The 15,776-nt window shown below is 48.9% G+C and carries 18 protein-coding genes; 4 read left to right on the top strand and 14 right to left on the bottom strand.

The features are described 5' to 3' along the window. The 3 genes from OEY64_12465 to OEY64_12455 all read right to left on the bottom strand — a co-directional run. A partial coding sequence (locus OEY64_12465; GenBank protein MDH5543761.1) for a transporter substrate-binding domain-containing protein occupies window positions 1–656 on the bottom strand: 656 nt, incomplete at its 3' end. Next, a complete protein-coding gene (locus tag OEY64_12460; protein ID MDH5543760.1) occupies window positions 643–1,317 on the bottom strand; it encodes a transporter substrate-binding domain-containing protein in 675 nt (224 codons plus the stop codon). The genes OEY64_12465 and OEY64_12460, both read right to left, overlap by 14 nt. Window positions 1,318–1,857: 540 nt before the next feature. After that, on the bottom strand, window positions 1,858–2,448 hold the full coding sequence (locus tag OEY64_12455; protein MDH5543759.1) for a DedA family protein: 591 nt from the start codon (window positions 2,446–2,448) through the stop codon (window positions 1,858–1,860). Window positions 2,449–2,701: 253 nt separating this feature from the next. On the opposite strand from OEY64_12455, the gene OEY64_12450 reads away from it, so the two are divergent. Then, window positions 2,702–3,778 (top strand): ATP-binding protein, encoded by a 1,077-nt coding sequence (locus tag OEY64_12450; protein MDH5543758.1) that lies wholly within the window; start codon window positions 2,702–2,704, stop codon window positions 3,776–3,778. 5 nt (window positions 3,779–3,783) lie between these two features. Then, window positions 3,784–4,914 carry an LPS export ABC transporter permease LptG gene (gene lptG, locus OEY64_12445; GenBank protein ID MDH5543757.1) on the top strand — a complete coding sequence of 377 codons (1,131 nt, stop codon included), beginning with the start codon at window positions 3,784–3,786 and terminating at the stop codon, window positions 4,912–4,914. 62 nt (window positions 4,915–4,976) lie between these two features. Here the strand turns inward: lptG and trpS are convergent, their stop codons facing one another. Further along, window positions 4,977–5,975 (bottom strand): tryptophan--tRNA ligase, encoded by a 999-nt coding sequence (gene trpS, locus OEY64_12440; GenBank protein ID MDH5543756.1) that lies wholly within the window; start codon window positions 5,973–5,975, stop codon window positions 4,977–4,979. After that, window positions 5,972–6,676: a site-2 protease family protein gene (locus OEY64_12435; GenBank protein ID MDH5543755.1), complete on the bottom strand. Its 705-nt coding sequence runs from the start codon at window positions 6,674–6,676 to the stop codon at window positions 5,972–5,974. The genes trpS and OEY64_12435 overlap by 4 nt, the downstream gene beginning before the upstream one ends. 231 nt (window positions 6,677–6,907) lie before the next feature. Between OEY64_12435 and lptE the strand changes: the two genes are divergently transcribed. Beyond that, window positions 6,908–9,517 (top strand): LPS assembly lipoprotein LptE, encoded by a 2,610-nt coding sequence (gene lptE / locus OEY64_12430; GenBank protein ID MDH5543754.1) that lies wholly within the window; start codon window positions 6,908–6,910, stop codon window positions 9,515–9,517. 152 nt (window positions 9,518–9,669) lie between these two features. Beyond that, a complete protein-coding gene (hflX, locus tag OEY64_12425) occupies window positions 9,670–11,142 on the top strand; it encodes a GTPase HflX (protein ID MDH5543753.1) in 1,473 nt (490 codons plus the stop codon). A gap of 15 nt (window positions 11,143–11,157) precedes the next feature. On the opposite strand, the gene OEY64_12420 is transcribed toward hflX, so the two are convergent. The 9 genes from OEY64_12420 to OEY64_12380 all read right to left on the bottom strand — a co-directional run. Further along, window positions 11,158–11,526, bottom strand: a complete 369-nt coding sequence (locus tag OEY64_12420) for a hypothetical protein (GenBank protein ID MDH5543752.1) — start codon at window positions 11,524–11,526, stop codon at window positions 11,158–11,160. Window positions 11,527–11,597: 71 nt separating this feature from the next. Next, entirely contained in the window at window positions 11,598–12,473 is an 876-nt protein-coding gene (locus OEY64_12415) for a peptidoglycan-binding protein (protein ID MDH5543751.1), read from the bottom strand. 225 nt (window positions 12,474–12,698) lie between these two features. After that, window positions 12,699–12,962: a 30S ribosomal protein S19 gene (gene rpsS / locus OEY64_12410; protein MDH5543750.1), complete on the bottom strand. Its 264-nt coding sequence runs from the start codon at window positions 12,960–12,962 to the stop codon at window positions 12,699–12,701. After that, complete coding sequence (rplB, locus tag OEY64_12405) at window positions 12,962–13,792, bottom strand: 50S ribosomal protein L2 (GenBank protein ID MDH5543749.1); 831 nt, start codon at window positions 13,790–13,792, stop codon at window positions 12,962–12,964. The genes rpsS and rplB overlap by 1 nt, the downstream gene beginning before the upstream one ends. Next, the gene (gene rplW, locus OEY64_12400; GenBank protein ID MDH5543748.1) at window positions 13,792–14,091 is read right to left on the bottom strand and encodes a 50S ribosomal protein L23; all 300 of its coding nucleotides are present in this window, start codon (window positions 14,089–14,091) and stop codon (window positions 13,792–13,794) included. Before rplW ends, rplB begins: the two co-directional genes overlap by 1 nt. Continuing rightward, the gene (rplD, locus tag OEY64_12395; GenBank protein MDH5543747.1) at window positions 14,088–14,714 is read right to left on the bottom strand and encodes a 50S ribosomal protein L4; all 627 of its coding nucleotides are present in this window, start codon (window positions 14,712–14,714) and stop codon (window positions 14,088–14,090) included. The genes rplW and rplD overlap by 4 nt, the downstream gene beginning before the upstream one ends. Before the next feature lie 3 nt (window positions 14,715–14,717). Further along, complete coding sequence (rplC, locus tag OEY64_12390; protein MDH5543746.1) at window positions 14,718–15,371, bottom strand: 50S ribosomal protein L3; 654 nt, start codon at window positions 15,369–15,371, stop codon at window positions 14,718–14,720. Between the two features lie 7 nt (window positions 15,372–15,378). After that, on the bottom strand, window positions 15,379–15,696 hold the full coding sequence (rpsJ, locus tag OEY64_12385; protein ID MDH5543745.1) for a 30S ribosomal protein S10: 318 nt from the start codon (window positions 15,694–15,696) through the stop codon (window positions 15,379–15,381). A 2-nt stretch (window positions 15,697–15,698) separates the two neighbouring features. Continuing rightward, window positions 15,699–15,776 (bottom strand): hypothetical protein (locus OEY64_12380; protein MDH5543744.1); only part of this gene is annotated, 78 nt, incomplete at its 5' end.

Below are 15,776 nucleotides of genomic sequence, written 5' to 3'. Positions count from 1 at the left end.
CGGCTGAAAGCAATATAGAGATCAGAAGAGGACACCTCGAAGATCGGAACAATTTTCCCCGCAAGCCCGGCCCGCCGCGCCGACTCGTGTCCCGTTATGAAGTTCTCAATCCATAGGTCTATTCTCCCCGCGGCAAGCTTTCTGGCATTCAACGGGGCAGCCATGACGCTATCGAGGTTGGTAAAGCCCTTCCCGATGAGGAATTTTTCTGCGACATCGTCCTTGTATGTCCCTATCTTCCTGACCGCCCGTGCATCGTCAAGAGAGCGGATGGAAAGCTTCGAATCGGATCGCGCGAAGAAAAAAAGTCTATCGTGGACGATTGGCCCCACCCATTTGAAAACATTTTCCCTGTCAGGAGTTCGGGCGGTGGAAAAGAGTATCCTATTGTCCTGTGAACGTGCAAGGTCGTAGGCAATGGCCCATGAATGAATTTTTATGTTGTCAGGATGACCGATCCGCCTGCAGATGGCGCGCACCAGTTCGACCGCAAGGCCGGACGGCTTTTCGTTTTCAAGGTAGCTGTATGGCGGCAAGTCTTCGGTCATCAGCTGGAATTCGTTGCCGTCGGCGGGATCGGCAGAGGCAGGGATATGGAGCAGCGTGAGACAAAGCCCCAGCAAGACGGAAGTAAAGATGCGCTTATGGTTCAGCAAGCGAGTATTTTTTCAACATGCGGGCATGAGTGCCATCGGCCTTGATACTGTCCAGCGCCTTCTGCCAGCGTTCGATTTCCGCATCAGGCGTATCCTTGTTGAAAGCAAGATACATCGGGTCTTCCCTCAGGGAGGGGCCAATTTGCACCAAGTGATCCATCCCTTCCATGCGGGCGATATGGGCGCTTGCCAGTTCGGACTGGAACCACAGATCAATTCTTCCCGCAATTAGCTTTTTCAGGTTCAGTCTGTCATCCACAACACTCTCAAGATTGGTGAAGCCTTTTTCCTTGAGATGCATTTCCGCAAAATCGTCCTTGTAGGTGCCGATGGCTCTCACTTTTTTCGCATCATCATATGTCTTGACGCTGATGCTGCCACCTTTGCGCATTATGAAAACGCTTCTATCGGTTACCAGCGGCCCTACCCACTTGAAAAGCTTTTCCCTTGTTTCAAGCCTGATGGCAGAGAAAATGGCATACTCGCTGTTATTCAATGTCAGATTGTAGGCACGGGACCATGAGTATATCTTTATGGTGTCGGGATGGTCGAGACGCGCCAGCATCTCCCGCACGATTTCTGCGCAAAGGCCGACAACCTTCCCGTTCTCATTGTAGCTGTAGGGGGGGAGATCCTCCGTAACGATTTGGAATACTGGCACACCTTTATTGGCCGCAAGGGTCGAAGACGAAGGCAAAAGGATACACACCAAGAGAAGCAACGCAGCGCGAAATATAAAAGCACCCATGCAACCCATCCCCATTTCGTTAATATGCCGAGCGGTATATTCCCATCCCAATGCGTCCAACGCAAATTACATGGACATCTGCGTCATTAATAATCTGCATGTATATTTCAACCCCTAACATATCCTTTTACCACATTTAATACCGAAACGACAAATTTGCCATCATGCCCGGTTCATATGACAGGTGTACCACCCATGAAGGATGTTTCTCTTGGCGACCATGGAAAAGGAATACACTCAGTTGTGCATTGAGGAAAGAGTATTAATTGGGATATGCAAGACAAAAGGTTATTCCGCTCGGCGGGGTGAGGCGCAAGCCTGAATGTAGCCACAACAAGCTCCAGCGGCAGACGCTCTCCCCTATCCCATCACCCTCCCCTGTGTTCCTTACTTCTCCCAAGGGAGTACATGCTTACTGGATTCCCGTCTTCACGGGAATGACAAAAAAGGGAGTTACAGGAGGACTTTTATGAGTAAAAATCCGCCGACGAGGAGAACAGCGAAAGCGACAGTGAGCAACTCGAAATATTTATCAATGAAATCGCGGATGCCGCTGCCGAATTTCCATATCAGCGCGCCAATGGCAACGAACCGCAAACCCCTCGACGCGAACGACGCTAATACAAAAACAACGAAGTTTATATCGAACGCACCGGCGGCGATGGTGAATACCTTGTATGGAAGCGGCGTAAGCCCAGCCAGGCCGACCGCCCACGCGTCGTACTTCTGGTAAAGCTCCTTGATGACCTCATACTTGTCCATCACGCCGTAGAATTCGAGTATGCGGAACCCGACCGACTCCATCAGAAACATCCCGATGCCGTATCCCAGCACCCCGCCCAGCACTGAATAGAGTGTGCAGTAGAGGCCGTATCGTATCCCCATCGCCGGGATCCCTATCGCTAGCGCCATGAGAAGCGGGTCGGGGGGTATCGGGAAGAAAGACGACTCCGCGAAGGCGAGAATGCAGAGCGCGGGGAGCCCGTATGGGGTGTTCGCCCAGTGGAGAACCCAGTCATAAAGCCTTCTTATCGGTTTGAACATCACGCTCTTATATCACATAAACCTGAGCGTCACTCCAACTCTTTTTCAATTTCCAGCCACGATAAAACCGGCAGACTGCCCGTTTGCCCCCTCCTTATACATTTACGCGCAGGGAAAGGAAAAAACGACTGCGGTCGACGCCAACCATCTCTACAAATCCGGCGAAAGACGAAAATAGACTGAAAACCGGCGCGCAGTTCCCCTCGCAATCTCCGTATCGCGATTACCTGTGCGGTGCGTTTATAATGTCCCGATGAATGCGGAAAAAATTCTCCTCTCCTACCCGGACGGAGTCGCCATATTTGCGCCGGGGCTCCGGCTCATGTTCGCCAATCCCGCCTTTGAGGCGATCCTCGGAACCGGGAACCTCTCAGCAAAAGATGGTGTGGCTCTTTCCAACATGCCGGAAGCGGGGGAAATTTTCAAATCGAACCCGGAGATCACGCGAAGGCTTGAGGATTTTTTCAATAAAGGGGTCACATATACAAACTACGACTACATTCTGGAATTTACCGAGAGGAAAGGCATCCCCGCCGAGGTGGCAATAAACTCCATTGATTACGGCGAAGGGAGCGTGGGGGCGATATTCATAATACGCACGGTAGCCGGGAAGAGCGAGCTGAACGCGGAGGTTGAGAAGGAGAGCAAGATAGGGATCCTCTCCCTTATGGCCGCCGGTCTGGCGCACGAGATAAAGAATCCGCTTGGCGGCATAAGGGGAGCCGCCCAGCTTATAGGGCGAAGCCACAGCGACCTTTCGGAATACAGCGAGCTGATAATCAATGAAACCGACAGGATAAACCTTCTTGTGAACGAGCTCCTCGTCCTCGGTTCGGATAAGAAACCGAGAAGGATGGAAACGAATATACACCGCGTACTCGATGAAACCATCAAACTGCTGGAGGCGCAATTCTCTCAGAGGAACCTGGCGATTATCAGGGACTACGACCCGAGCCTCCCCGAGATAAAGGGGGATCCCGACAGGCTCAAGCAGGTATTCCTCAATCTGGCGAAGAACAGCATCGAAATGTCGCCAAAAGGGGGGAGGATAACCTTGAAAACCAGAACATCTCTGGCTCCGCTCACGGCAACGCAAGGGGGGAAAAAGAGGAGTATGATGGACGTCATGGTAATAGACGAAGGGCCGGGGATACCGGCTGAAATACTGAAAAATCTGTTTACACCGTTCAATACCTCCAAAAAGGAGGGGACCGGCCTCGGTCTTGTCATCTCGCTGAAGATAATCCGCGACCATGAAGGAAAACTGACGCTTGAAAACAACGCAGGGGGCAAAGGCGCCATCGCAAAGGCGACAATACCAATAGAGTAGCCGCAATGAAAATCATAGACCGCTTCATACTCTCAATATTCATCAGGATGTTCATTTACACATTCCTGACGCTTGTTACCCTTTTCATGGTTATCACCTTTTTCGATCTCATCGACGACTTCGTAGCGCACAAAGCTCCCGCAAAACTTATCGGCCAATACTTTCTGCTGAGGATCCCCGAAGCGGTATTCAACATGACGCCGCTCGCCGTACTGATCGGGAGCATACTCACCTTCTCGCTAATTTCAAGGACAAGGGAGGTTATAATCCTCTTCTCTGCCGGCCTTTCGGTATGGAGGATCACCGCATCGGTGCTTATCGCGTCATTCCTTATATCCATTCTTGTATTCGTTAACGGGGAAATGCTTCTTCCGAACTCATGGAAAACAGCGAGACACATTTTCAAACATCAGATAAAGAGGCACACGGAAAAAGGGACAATAAAGCAGGATAAGTTATGGATCAAATCCGAGGATGGGAAAATATGGAACATCAATTTCCTCGATATTAAAACTGAAAAGCTGTTTGACGTGATGGTAATGGAATTTGCCCCGGACAAGACCTACTTCGGCACGATCGTGAAGGCCAAAACCGCCGAGATAAAGGAGGGAAACTGGCTTTTCCGGGATGGGTATGAAAGAAAATTTGATCCTGGCGGAAATTATACCGAGGAAATATTCAAAGCAAAGACCTACCCTCCTTCGGTAAAAATGGAAGAACTCAAGGAAGCCGAGAAACTTCCGCAGGAGATGAATTTCCAGGAGATGCGGCAATATGTAAAAAAGATAAAGCGCGCGGGGTATGACCATACGCGCTACTCCGTAGACATGTATATAAAGATCACATTCCCCCTGATATGCCTTGTTATGGCGTTCATATCTATCCCCTTTTCGATAAAGACCGGAAAAACATCTGGTGCGCTTGTAGGGGTAACGATAGGCATCGCTCTTGGATTCACCTTCTGGTTCTTCTTTTCAATGGGCGTATCGATGGGTCACGGCGGAAAAATACCTCCCATCGTGGCGGCAGGTGGAGCGCATATGGTTTTTCTACTCTACTCGATCTACAGGATAAGCACGATGCTGGATGGGAGGCTGTTCGGTATCGGTTACCGTAAAAAACGAAAAGCTGTGTAGAGAGATTCAGGAGAGTGCGCTGAAAGCCATCCTTTCGTGATCGGCATGGAGCAATGGATGGATCAGGATTTAGGTATTGCTATCCCCACCGCCTCTTCCGCTCTGGCAAGCGTGTCCGCCGCCACTACTCGCGCCTTAAGCGTCCCTTCATGCAGGATATCCAGCACGTCCCGCCGTTTCCCTTCGTACTCCTTCCGCCTTTCATCGAACGGCGCCATGTAATTCGCCAGATTCGAGGCGAGTTCCTTTTTGCAGTCTACGCATCCTATCTTCGCCGATCTGCAATCGCCGTCTATCTCACTCACTCTGGCGCTCTTCGTGAAGACCTTGTGGAAACTGAAGACATTGCATACTTCGGGGTTCCCCTTATCGTCCCGCCTTACTCTTGCCGGGTCTGTCACTATCATCGAGACCTTTTTCGCCCGCTCCTGCGGTGTATCGGACAGGAAGATCGCGTTGCCGTAGCTTTTGCTCATCTTCCTTCCGTCGAGCCCCGGCAGTTTCTTTACTTCAGCCATCTTCGGCTGAGGCTCCACGAATACCTTCGTTTTGTAAAGCTCATGGAAATGGCGCACTATCTCCCGGGTTAGCTCAAGATGCGGAACTTGGTCTATCCCCACTGGGACGAAATCGGCCATGTAGAGAATAATATCCGCCGCCTGCAGAACGGGATAGCCGAGGAATCCGTGAGTATGCAGGTTCCTGTCCTTCACGTTCTCCATCTTCTCCTTGTATGAAGGTACCCTCTCAAGCCACGGGATCGGAGTTATCATCCCGAGGAGCACATAAAGCACCGCGTGCTGGGGGATTAACGACTGAATGAAAAGCGTGGACTTTTCGGGATTCAACCCAGCCGCCAGCCAGTTGATGCCCATGTCGACAAGGTTCCCCTGCAGTTCCTTCGTGTCTTCATAGTTGGAGCTTAACGAATGCCAGTCGGCAACGAAATAAAAGCAGTCATACTCCTCCTGCATTGAGACCCAGTTCTCCAGCGCGCCGAGAAGGTTCCCAAGATGGAGTTTCCCGGACGACTGCATTCCGCTTAATACTCTTTTCTTCATATGAGCAGTCCTACAATTGTTTCTATAATGGGCCAAATCACACCATGCGTGATCCCGAACGGATTGAACATGAGCACGGCAATGATAAGTATAAGGCCGACGCTCTCGATGCCGGCGTAGATATCCGACTCCCTTTGCGGGAGCAAACCGACAACGATCCTCCCTCCGTATGCCGGTGGGATAGGAATAAGATTGATTACAGCCAGAACCACATTCAGTATCACCGAAAAGTAGAACATCCCGACAAGAGGAAAAATGATCGGCGAATATTCAGGCGGCATCAGCCTCTGGTTTATGAATTCGATGTAGAGGTTCACATTCGAGGAAAATATCCCGATAACCTTGAGCGCCAACGCGCTGAGGACGGCGAGAATAAAATTGATTAAAGGACCAGCCGCGGCGACCCATACCATATCCTCCTTCGGTCTGTGGAGGTTCATGAAATTTACCGGAACAGGTTTTGCGAAAGCGAAGAGCATCCCTGTCGAATAAAAGAACAGCAAAGGCATTAAAACCGTGCCGAAAGGGTCAATGTGCCTGACGGGATTGAGCGTCAGCCGTCCCATTAGTTTCGCCGTGTTGTCCCCTTTTAAAAAAGCCATATAGCCATGCGCTATCTCGTGCAAAACTATGGCCAACACCAGCGGCAAAGCCATAACGGCAATGACCTGAATTGTGGAAAACTCCCTTAATTCCTGCATCGGAAAAGAATAGTGGATACAAGCGGTAAAGTCACTGTTAAATTGGCATTTCTGTTATTATAACCGGATGAAATTTTTGAATTTTGCACGGAGCCGATCGGAAATAGGGGAAAACTCCCCCACCTCGCCTGCACAGCTGGAGATTCATAAGAGTTGAACTTTAAAAGAATCCAAATCATATTCCTGCTATCCCTTGTGACACCGCTCTCTGCCCACAGTTGCGGGTACAGAATGGTCGGCCAAGCAACCGGCCTCCCCGAGGAGATCCGAACCGTTGCGGTTGACGTCTTTGAAAACGATACATTCGAACCCAACATTGAAGCGCCAATAACCCGTGGCATTATTCAAAAATTAAACCAGGACGGGCGACTGAAGGTCGTTCCGCAGCAGATGGCCGATTGCGTGATCTCCGGAACCATTACAGGCTATAGCATCTCGCCAATATCCTACGATTCGCATACCGGAAGCGTTACCGGCTACCTCAACTCTATTTCGGTATCGTTCAACCTCCGGGATGTTCGATCCCACGGGATAAACTACTCAAGCTCGGTAAGCACAAACGGATCATACGCCGTCGCTGCACAACATGCTTCCACGGAATCTTCACGGATGACCTCTATAGAATCAATGGGAACTTCAATAGGGTCGTCCATGGTCAGCATCCTGCTGAACCAATATCCGTCCACGCCCGAGATCCACGGCGACCTGAGAAAGATCAGCCCTCTGCATATCAGGAACCTGCGCAGTCTTTACGAATGGCGGCCCCAGGACAGGACGATATACGGCAATACTGAAGGGGTTGATATAGAGATAATTCAGAAACTCGAACAGCTTTACGCCGCCAAGGTTCCGTCCGGGATGGTCGTTAACGAAAACACGGCTGTACATTTGATCAATATCGCAAAGAAGATAAACAGGGAAACCGGGATATTTATCACCAGCGATGGGACTGTGACACACGTCGCCGTCGGCACTGCGTCCGGGATACTTCCCCCATGGATACCTTCCAGACCGACCGGCGAAAAACCTCTAGCAGGCTACAGGTTTATTCAGACCAACATCGGCTCCGGCGGATTGACAAAGGAGTACATAGAGAAATTCTCTTTCCTTGGGCTTGATGTTTTTGCCTCTGTCAGGCCGCTTGCCGAAGGTGGTACGGCAAACGTTTCATTCGCGTATCCGGATCCCAAAGACAAAACAAAATATGTGCTTTTGCACAAAAAGACATTCAGCGAAATAGATGGCATTTACCGCTCCATCTACCCTCTTGCCAAGCCAAAGAAGGAAAATAAGGTTGCGATACACGGCTCGCTCCAGGGGATAGGCAACGCAGAGAAAGAAAAGTTGGAGAGCATACAGCTTTCCAATGTCCCCGCAGGAAAACCTTTCCTCCCCCAAACGGCGTTCATACTTTCCGAAATATCCAAAAAATATAAGAAAGAGGTCGGGTACCTGGTGGACAGAAACGGAAACATTACCGACATCATGCTTGGAGATGAAAATGGGTTTCCGATACCTGATATCCCCGACATAAAAGTTGGCGACATGGGTCTCTCGGGCTATCGCCTGATAAAAACCCAGTTCGACGGCAAAGGGGTCGACGATAAAAGCCTGAGCGCCCTTCTTGAAAAAAGACTGGACGCGCTTATAACCATACATATCTCGCCAGACGAAGAAGCTGACAAACTTTACCTTTCGCATTTCAGCCTGAAAAACTTTACCCCGTTGATAACGATCGGCCCGCTGACAGGAAGCGAACTCGAAAAGAGATACTCGATACTGCATAAAAGAATGATGGAAGGGGTATCCCGAAAAATACCGGTTACTGATGAAACCTTGCGTCTCATGACAAGGTTATCGCACCAGCTGAGTATACGCCTCGGCGTATTGATTGACAGGGAGAACAACATTACCCACCTTATTGCAGGGGATGAAAAACGGATCCTGATACCGGAAATACCTTTGAAGAGGGTCGGCAATCTGCAACTCTCAGGGTATCGCCTGATACGTACGGGCGCCGTGGGGGAAGGCATAACCACAAATGACCTTGTGGACCTTAACTTTCTCAGACTTGACGCGGTCATTGTTGTAGAACAGTTTCCAGACGGCACCCCCGGAAAACTATTTATGGCGCATCTTACCAGCGACAAGGAATCACCGGTTTCAGTATCTGGTCCTCGTAATTTTGAAGAGAATGAAAAATACTATCAATCTATCGTATGGAAACTCGAAGAGCCCGAATTTGTCAAAAAAATAACCGGGGACACTGGGGACCTTGATGATGGTCAAATCAAAAAACTTGAAGATCTGTACGAATTCAAGTTGCCCCCTGGAATACCGGCGACCGCCGAAATCGTTTCGGTTTTAACAAGCCTGACCAAATCGCTAAAGAGACAAGCAGGCGTCCTTGTCGACAGAGAAGGAAAGATCATCGAAGTGATTGCAGGGACAAAGGAGTCAATAATCTACCCGGAAGTGCGCCAATTACAGCTTGGCCACCTCGACCTATCCGGATCGACCTTCATACATACCTATATCGACGATGCCAAAATCACGGAAGATATTATCCAGAAGGAACTTCTTATGAAGAGATATGACGGGATAGTAATGATAAATACCGATTCCAACGGCAAGGCCGGAAATATTTCTCTCGCGCACATACCGGAACAGAAAACCGATGCTCCATTTGTCCTGATAGGACCGGCAGATATTGAGGAAGTTGCCGCCGCTTATATCGCCTTTACCAGACGATTCGAATGGCAACTGGAATCCTTCTGGAGCCTCGGCACAGGCTGGAGACTGGAAGCAACAACAAAACCGCTGGATAAGAAAAAACAATAGCTCACACACTATACGGGAATACTGGCGGTTTAAGGGCGGCGTCCCGCAAGGGACTCGAACGTCTTTACGGCAGAAAGATCCCCGCTGGAAAACTGATTACGAATGAGCTCCTCCTGTATATCACCAAAATATCAAAAGAGCTGAACAGGCAGGTGGGAATTCTCGTAAACAGAAAAGGGAAAATCACGCATGTAATAATCGGCAACGACAGACAGATAGTCATCCCTGAAATTGATGTTAAACGAACCGGTCAGAAACGGCTTTCAGGTTTAAGGCTTATCCATACCCATCTGAAAGACGAAGGGGTAACAAGAGACGATCTCAACGACCTGGCACTTCTAAGATTGGATATGGTCGTTGTTGCGAACATTCTTCATGACGGCTCACCTGGCCAAACCTACCTCGCACATCTGAATCCCGGTGAAAAGGAACCTCACACCATACATGGCCCGTCATCCTTTGAGGAAACAGACTCCCTTTTTCAGGGTCTTATCAGCCAAATAGAGACCGATCTAGAAACGGTCGCCGCTCCCTACGCCGTCAAGACTGGGCAGAAGGCGATGCTCATCCACGTCTCGAATTCCAGCCAGGAGAGCATGGATTTTTCACTGGATGAACTGGCGGAACTCGCGAGAACAGCCGGGATAGCAGTTGCAGACCGGATAACGCAGAGAAGAGACCAGATAGATCCGAAATACCTCATGGGCAAAGGGAAACTGGAAGAGTTCATGATAAACGCCCTTGCGCATGGGATCGATCTTGTCATTTTCGATACGGAGCTCACCGCATCCCAGCTAAAATCTATAGCGGATTTCACTGACATTGAAGTCATGGATAGATCTCAGCTTATCCTCGGGATTTTCGAGAAGAGAGCACAAAGCAGAGACGGAAAGGTTCGCGTATCGCTTGCCAAAATGCGTTACCTCCTCCCTAGGCTCGGCGCCAAGGAGAGCGCTCTCTCCCGAATACGAGGCGGTATCGGGCTTCGTGGTCCGGGACAGACAACCGCTGAAGTATTACGACGACATCTTCAAACCAGGATCGCCCGTCTTGAGAAGGAACTGAACGTATTAAAAGGGCGAAGAGAACTGCTGAGAAAATCGAGGGTATCCGCAGGAGCAAAAATTGTTTCAGTTATCGGCTATACGAATGCCGGGAAATCGACACTGGTCAACCGCTTGACCGGAAGCACTCTCTACACGGAAGACCTTCTGTTCGCAACGCTTGATCCGTCGGTAAGAAAACTGCGCCTCCCCGACGGGGAACCTGCCGCGGTAATCGGCGATACAGTCGGCCTGATTCGCAACATGCCCGAATCGATAGTCGGCGTATTTCGTGCCACACTTGAGGAACTGTCCGAATCCGATCTGATAATCAACCTGGTCGATGTTTCAAATCCCAACTTTAGCGATCACATTGAAACGAGCAAAAAGATCCTTCATGATATCGGGCTTGTTGAAATTCCGTCACTGACCGTATTCAACAAAGCGGATAGAATGGACAGCGAAGAAGTTCTGGCGCAGTGCAAACGGTATGACGCATTGGCTGTTTCCGCAAAATCTGGTGAAGGGATAGATCGGCTTCTTGAGGGGATCAAGGACAAACTGACCGGCAAAGAGAGCTAACTCCCTGCGCAGGACCTAGTTGCCGGAAATATCTATGACAACCGGTTCAATTCGTAAAATTCTCAGCTGATCCCCATCATAAAGCGTCACACTCGACTCTTCAATTCGTAACAACTTGTATTTTCTTAAATCGTCGCCAATCCTGTACACCCTGGCATCTTTCTCCCCTGCCAGCCTGATAGTAGCCGATCGCTTTTCTTTATCAGAGTGATAAACAATCCCTTCAAGGTTTATATTTGCTTCCGAAGTTTTCCCCTCAACAGCGAATGCCGTATTCCATGGACGCGCTCCGAACCGGCACGTTGAAAAGATATCGGGGAGAAATATCAAAGAAAGGATAACTATCGCTAACAGGGGGCCTGATAGTGAAAATCCAGGATTCATAGGATGATTCTAACAGAACGGCGGAATTTCCTGTTAATTCGCCTTGCGTTCCATGTCTGCCAGATTTTTACTCAATTCGCCGGGATTACCATTGCTGGCGTTTCATGGTTTCCCGTGAGCTTATACAGGATCATTTTTGTAGGATCATCCAATTCACCGGTCCCATCCAGGAGATTTGCCGACTGGAAGAGGATGAGGGATTTTTCCGTATCTTTTCCGAAATACGAAGTCACTCCTCTCCCTGAATACCCGATTTCACTGAGAGCTTCCTGCAACCAGCTTACATCTCCCCCTTTATCACCCCTTTTTAAATTATTTTTTATTTCCCGAATATCTTTCCAGAAGATATACGCATTGCCACTCCAGTATTTGATAAGCCAGTCTTTCTCTACCCATCTCCCTGTAGTGGCATCGGTATACATTTTTTTCCCCCAAACGCCTACTACAGCAACATATCCCTGTTTCTTCCCATCTTTCACTTCAAAAATCGTCGGATAGCCAAGCTTCAGTATTCTTTCCAATTTCATGTTCACTAGCTGGCATTTCAATCCTCTCTCACCGGCAATTCTAGAAAATGTGAATCTTTCGCTCTTATCGAGTGGAATTCCGTAACCCCACAATTTTAAAACAGCGCTGGTGCTTGCAGATTTCGAGCTTTTTGTAAAAAAGATACTTTTATCCGAATGTTCGGGAGAATTCCTCGTAATCCCTCTTTCATCATCTGTACTGTGAGATTTGATAACTGGAAAATTTTCATCGGAACTGTTTTGAGATGCATGCCGCTTTTCCCTCGCCGCCTCTGCGTCATACTTCAAATTTACCGATAACAGGTAACCGAATCCCAAAATGAGCAGCAGGAGAGCTATTCCGACCCCTTTTCGAGGAATACGCCTCTCACTCTCCTTGACTAGATAAATCAGGTTGTCCCGTTTTTTTATTGCCTGCATAAATTCTCCTACAAGGTGAATAAGCAACGAACATGCCAAAGTAAGGAGCGTTAACGCATGTATTATCAATGTTCTAGCTAGAATATTTTATATCTCTTAAGCGGCCCCTTGATTACTTGGAGGTCTGCTACAATATTGGTAATTCTAAACAAGCGAAAAGTTGAGCGCAGATTCAGGAAAGATGAGAAAAAAAGAGGCCAGGAGAGGATATCTCCTGACCTGAGACTATTTCTTTACAGGATGTGTCCTGAATGTCCTTGTAGGTGCAAACTCCCCAAGCTTGTGACCGACCATATTCTCAGTCATGAAAATTGGAAGGAATTTTCGCCCATTATGAATTGCCAAGGTCTGACCTACAAAGTCAGGAGTGATCGTGCTTCGTCTCGACCAGGTCTTTATGACCTTTTTATTCTGAGACTGCGCGGCTTTAGTGATCTTCTCTTCAAGTTTCTTGTCGATAAACGGACCTTTTTTCAAGGAGCGTGACATTATTTCTTCCTCCTCTTGATTATCATCTTGCTGGAAGGATTTCTCTTCTTCCTTGTCTTATAGCCTTTAGTAGGGATTCCCCATGGCGTACATGGGTGACGTCCGCCGGATGTTCTTCCTTCACCACCGCCGTGCGGATGGTCTACAGGGTTCATTGTTACCCCTCTGTTGTGCGGTTTATTTCCAAGCCATCGATTTTTTCCGGCCTTGCCGATCTTCTCGTTGTTATGGTTCTGATTACCGACTACGCCGATCGTCGCCCTGCATGCAAGAGGAATAAGCCTTACCTCGCCGGAGGTAAGCTTAATGATCGCCTTGTCACCCTCTTTTCCAAGAAGCTGTGCCGAACCGCCCGCGCTCCGTACAAGCTGTGCTCCCTTTCCGGGCCTAAGCTCGATCGCGTGTACAAATGTACCTACCGGTATTTTCGCCAACGGGATGGTGCAACCTGGCCTGATCTCCGCGTTTTCGCCAGAGGATACCTTATCGCCGGCATTGAGCAGGTCGGGCGCAATAATATATCGCCTCTCGCCGTCTGCATAAAGCACCAGTGCTATGCGTGACGATCTGTTTGGGTCATACTCAATAGCTTCCACTACCGCCGGTATTCCATCCTTATTTCGCTTGAAATCAATCAGGCGATATTTACGTTTGTGTCCGCCACCCCTGAAACGCATTGTAATGCGGCCGGCATGGTTTCTGCCGTCAATTCTCTTTTTACCGGAGGTAAGTTTCTTCTCAGGTTTTTTTGCGTCAAGGTCTACCCTTGAATTCATCTTCTGATGGCGTCGTCCCGGCGACGTAGGTTTGGTAATTACAAATCCTGCCATTAGATTACCCTCTCAAATATGTCGATCTTCTTCCCTTCTTTAAGGGAGACTATCGCTTTTTTAAATCCGCCTCGAACACCGGCGTACCTTCCAAGCCTTTTTGGTTTGGATGCCGTGTTGATTATATTTACCTTTTCGACCTTAACGTTGAAGATCTTCTCAATCGCTTCTGTAATCATCGCCTTGTTTGCCCTTGGATCCACTTCAAAAGCTATCTTGTTGTTAAAGTCGCGCAAATCCGTGGCTTTCTCGGTTAAAAGCGGTTTTTTGATTATGTTGAAATATTCGGAGCCGTTCATTTCGAAAGCCTCTCTTCAATTGTTTTTATAGCGTCACTGGTGCAAATGACCACTTCGGCGCATAAAAGATCATATACGTTAAGCCCTGCGGTGTATATCGTCTTTACATCCGGCATATTCGCAACAGACCTGGTGAAATTCTCACATCCATCTCCGTGAATAACCAGACACGGCGACCTGCCGTCAATTTTCTTCAGATAGCCAGCGGCTTCTTTTGTTTTTATGCTTTCCATGGCAAGGGAATCGACAACCAACAGCCGTTTTTCAGCGACAAGGTTTGAAAGCGCTGAGTTGATGGCCGAGCGTTTCATCTTCTTGTTTACATCCTTGGAATAGTCACGCGGTTTCGGCCCGAAGATAATCGCGCCACCGCGCCAAAGCGGGCTTCGCCTGGAGCCTGCTCTTGCGTTACCGGTGCCCTTCTGCCTCCACGGCTTCTTGCCGCCGCCGCGAACTTCATCGCGAGTCTTGGTTGAATGCGTCCCTGCCCTGGCGCCTGCCAGCTGGGCAACAACAACCTGATGAACAAGAGGCTCCTTTATCTCAGCCGCAAAAACGGCGTCTGACAGGTCTATGCTCTTTACGACCTTTTTCGATTTATCAATTACATCAAGTTTTGGCATTTTTTAATTCTTCTTCGCTGCATGTCGATTGCTTTTAATGATTTCAACAACCCCGCCGTTTGGTCCGGGAACCCCTCCTACGAGGAGTATTACATTCTCTTCCTTTAAAACCTTGAATATTCTCTGGTTCAGCATAGTCACTCTCTTGTTCCCCATGTGGCCTGCCATTTTTCGCCCCTTGACTACACGCGCAGGCTCAGTATGGTTTCCTATCGAACCGCCATGGCGGAACTGTTCGTGCGTTCCCCTTGTTGCCGATTGGCCACCGAACCCGTGCCTTTTAAATACGCCAGCAAATCCGCGCCCTTTGGAAACGCTTCCGACGATGACCTTTTCACCATCCTCGAAAATATCTACAGTAACTTTCTTGCCTGGGTTAAAACCTTCCACGTCATCCAGTCGAAACTCCCTGAGAATTTTCATAGGCTTGAGATCAGCCTTCTTGAAATGCCCCATGATCGGCTTTTGAACCTTCTTTTTGTCCTTTTTCCTGATCTCGTCGAATCCGAGCTGGATCGCGTTGTATCCATGTTTATCGACGGTCTTTACTTCAACCGTTCGACATTCCCCCATCTGGAGAACCGTTACTGGAATGCAGTCCCCTTTTTCACTGAAGACCTGCGTCATTCCGACTTTTCTGCCTAATAAACCAATCATGACAACCCTACAGCTTTATCTCGATATCAACGCCCGATGACAGATCCAGCTCCATAAGAGCATCAACCGTTGCCGATGTCGGGTCCATGATGTCGAGTATCCTTTTATGCGTTCTTACTTCAAACTGTTCGCGGGATTTCTTGTCCACATGCGGCGAACGTAGAACTGTCCACTTGTTGATCCTTGTGGGCAGCGGAATCGGCCCTATCACTCTTGCACCGGTGTTTCGTGCCGTGTTCACAATCTCCTTAACGGAGTTGTCCAGCACCCGGCTGTCGTATGCCTTGAGCCGAATTCGTATTTTTTGTCCCTGAACAGTTGCCATTTTTACTCCAATACCTCGGAAATGACACCCGCGCCGACGGTGTGACCGCCTTCACGTATAGCAAACCGAAGCCCTTTTTC

Source organism: Nitrospinota bacterium, assembly GCA_029881495.1.
Lineage (GTDB): Bacteria > Nitrospinota_A > UBA7883 > JACRGQ01 > JACRGQ01 > JAOUMJ01.
The sequence above is the reverse complement of the archived record's forward strand: the minus strand, read 5'-3'. Positions and strand labels throughout refer to the sequence as shown.